This window comes from Marinomonas phaeophyticola (assembly GCF_026966905.1).
GTDB lineage: Bacteria > Pseudomonadota > Gammaproteobacteria > Pseudomonadales > Marinomonadaceae > Marinomonas > Marinomonas phaeophyticola.
In genome coordinates, this window is the sequence record NZ_JAPUBN010000005.1 from 1 (window position 1) to 3,123 (window position 3,123).

Sequence of the window (3,123 nt, forward strand, 5' to 3'; positions counted from 1 at the left end):
ACGTCTTGCAAATTGACTTTTGCAGTTAGGACATTCCATTCATATTCACCTTGATTCACTCTTTGGCAATATGATAGCGCGACCTAACTGTCTGATAAAGTTACAATGCCGTTAAATTCATCATATTAACAATCTTCAAACCTAATTTGAATACTTGTTCAATATTATATTGAACACTTGATATAGTTGGTTTATAGTCTGGCCATTGATATACAGATCCAAAAAGAATGTCTACAGTAAATAGACATTTGGGGTATGCAGGAATGGAAGAGCCTATGAACTATTCGATTGGTTTTGATGTGTATGGCACGTTAGTCGACCCTGTTGATATGGGGCTACATCTTGAAAATCTTATTGGCGACAAAGCATCAGAATTTGGCCAGTTATGGCACGATAAAAAAGTAGAATATGCCTTTAGACGTGGATTAATGCAACAATATGCTGACTTTACGGTTTGCACTCAACAGGCGCTACAATATTGTTTAAATGTATATCAGCTATCCTTATCATCTACAGAACAGCAACAATTAATGGCAAAGTTTGCCGAGTTAAGTGCTTTTGATGATGTGATACCAGGACTCATGGCATTGGCAAAACAAGGGCATAAACTGGCAGCATTTTCTAATGGCTCTGAAGCCTCAGTTCGAAAACTGTTGAGCAATGCTCAAGTGTTACCGCACTTACATCACGTGATTAGTGTTGATGATTTGCAGACTTACAAACCCAACCCTGACGTTTATCAATATTTAATGAGACGAATGCACGCAAATATGAACTCGTGCATGATGGTATCAAGTAATCCCTGGGACGTTATTGGGGCAAAATCGGCTGGCTTACAAGCCGTTTGGGTAAAACGAAGCCCCACTAAAATATTTGACCCATGGGAAATACAACCGGATTTAATTGTGAGTGATTTATGTGAATTAGCTATCGAACTCAATCGAAAATAGCTGAATGAATAAAATCTTATTAGCAACTTAACTATGACAATAATATTTTAATTAAACGCAATAACTTATCTCCAAAAAAGCAGCAATGACTTTCGACACTCACTGACCAAGTATTAGGAGTTTTTATGAGTAACCAATATGTCCCACCTAAAGTGTGGGTAAACGAACCAAGCAGTGCCAACAAATGGGCTAACATAAACAGCCCCGTTTCTGGCGCGCGGTTCGACAGAGCACTGCCGGTTGGTGAGCATGCTTTACAGTTGTATTCACTTGGTACGCCTAATGGGCAAAAAGTGACTATTATGCTTGAAGAGCTATTGACTTTGGGATCAAAGAAGCTGAATACGATGCATATTTAATCAACATTAGCGAGCTTGATCAATTCTCATCAGGTTTTGTTGCGGTTAACCCTAACTCGAAAATCCCAGCCCTAGTCGATAATTCAGGTAATGAAGCCGTTAATGTATTTGAGTCAGCGTCTATCCTTGTGCATTTGGCCGAAAAATTTGGCCACTTCCTACCCCACTCTAGATCCTGCACGCACGCAAACCTTTAACTGGTTATTTTGGGCACAAGGTTCTGCGCCGTTTCTTGGCGGCGGATTTGGCCACTTTTATGCTTATGCCGATGAAAAGCAAGAATACCCGATTAACCGTTTTTCGATGGAAGCTAAGCGTCAGTTAGATGTACTAGACAAACAACTCGCCAACAACACCTTTATTGCCGGTGAAGAATTTACCGTAGCTGATATGGCTATTTGGCCTTGGTATGGCAACTTAGTGTTAGGCAACTTATACAGCGCAGCAGAGTTTTTAGATGTTGCCAGTTATAAAAATGTTATGCGTTGGGCAAAACTTGTATTACAACGCCCTGGTGTACAGCGTGGCAAAATTGTTAATACATCATGGGGTGATGTGAATTTAGTTGAACGTCACAGTGCCGCAGACATTGATGCTGCTCTTAACAGTGAAAAATAGCCTGTACTAAATACGACTGGTATTTTCAAACCAATAAAAAAACCTAGGGTCTGTTGATCTTTGCTGGTTGAATTTTGTTCGAGTTAAAAACGTTTTAATCGAGGCGAATGGATTGATGCCTAGCAATCTAAGCAAAATCCATTTAACAAAGAGTAAAACGTTTTTAGCCGAACCCTTCGGGCAGCGTTTGTTGGCCATTTTTACTGCGTTATCGACTTTTTATGTAGAATAACTACACCTCAAAGTCTCTGCCGTTGTAATGAGTAATGGCCAACAATTCGCTGCAAAAATAACCTTGAAAGATCAACAGACCCTAGCAATCATTGCTAGGTTTTTTGTTGGTTAACGGCTTAACTTGGCTTAAATCACCATGGCCAATTCGGCACCTTGACGAATAGCACGTTTAGCATCAAGTTCAGCGGCAACATCAACACCGCCAATAAGATGCACAGGCAATCCTGTGGCTTTCATTTCGTCAACCAGTGTGGTGTTCGACTCTTGTCCAGCACACAAGACAACATTATCAACTGCAAGTACTTCAGCTTGCTCACCTCACTTTAATGTGTAAGCCTTGCTCATCAAACTTCTCGTAACTTACACCGGTTTTCATTTTGACTTCATGCTGCTTTAGCACGCTACGGTGGATCCAGCCGGTGGTTTTACCCAAACCTTTACCCATTTTAGTGGTTTTACGTTGCAGTAAATACACATCGCGACCAGGATGGTGTTCACCTTCTTCCGTTAAGCCGCCAGCATGTTGATACGTTTTATCAATGCCCCACTGCGCTAACCATTTGTCGGTTTGTAAACTGGTTGACTCACGTTCACATAAGAAGTGCGCAATATCAAAACCAATACCACCCGCACCAATAAGTGCAACGGTTTGACCAATTTCAACCTGACCATTAAGCACTTGTTGATAATCAACCACTTTAGGATTATCAAAACCTGGAAGTGTCAGTTCTGCGGGGTACTACACCCGATGAAATAACCACTTCATCAAATTTTTCAGTTGCAAGTACCGACGCATCCAGTTTGGTATTTAAGCGTAAATCGATGTTATGTAGCTTAATCTGGTTAATAAAATAACGAATCGTTTCGTTAAATTCTTCTTTACCTGGAATTTTTCGTGCCAGATTAAATTGGCCGCCAACTTCAGATTTGGCTTCAAACAATACCACTTCATGACCACGAGA

Annotated in this window: 2 protein-coding genes and 2 pseudogenes; 2 read left to right on the plus strand and 2 right to left on the minus strand. The window is 40.6% G+C overall.

Translation table 11 applies throughout. The features are described from left to right. Positions 1–227: 227 nt before the first annotated feature. On the plus strand, positions 228–950 hold the full coding sequence (locus O1D97_RS00575; protein ID WP_269121855.1) for a haloacid dehalogenase type II: 723 nt from the start codon (positions 228–230) through the stop codon (positions 948–950). A gap of 125 nt (positions 951–1,075) precedes the next feature. Further along, positions 1,076–1,927, plus strand: a pseudogene (yghU, locus tag O1D97_RS00580) (glutathione-dependent disulfide-bond oxidoreductase). Between the two features lie 547 nt (positions 1,928–2,474). On the opposite strand, the gene O1D97_RS00585 reads toward yghU, so the two are convergent. Together O1D97_RS00585 and O1D97_RS00590 are read right to left on the minus strand one after the other, a co-directional pair. Continuing rightward, positions 2,475–2,858 (minus strand): hypothetical protein, encoded by a 384-nt coding sequence (locus tag O1D97_RS00585; protein WP_269121857.1) that lies wholly within the window; start codon positions 2,856–2,858, stop codon positions 2,475–2,477. Positions 2,859–2,868: 10 nt separating this feature from the next. After that, positions 2,869–3,123: pseudogene (locus tag O1D97_RS00590) on the minus strand (FAD/NAD(P)-binding oxidoreductase); the annotation flags it as partial.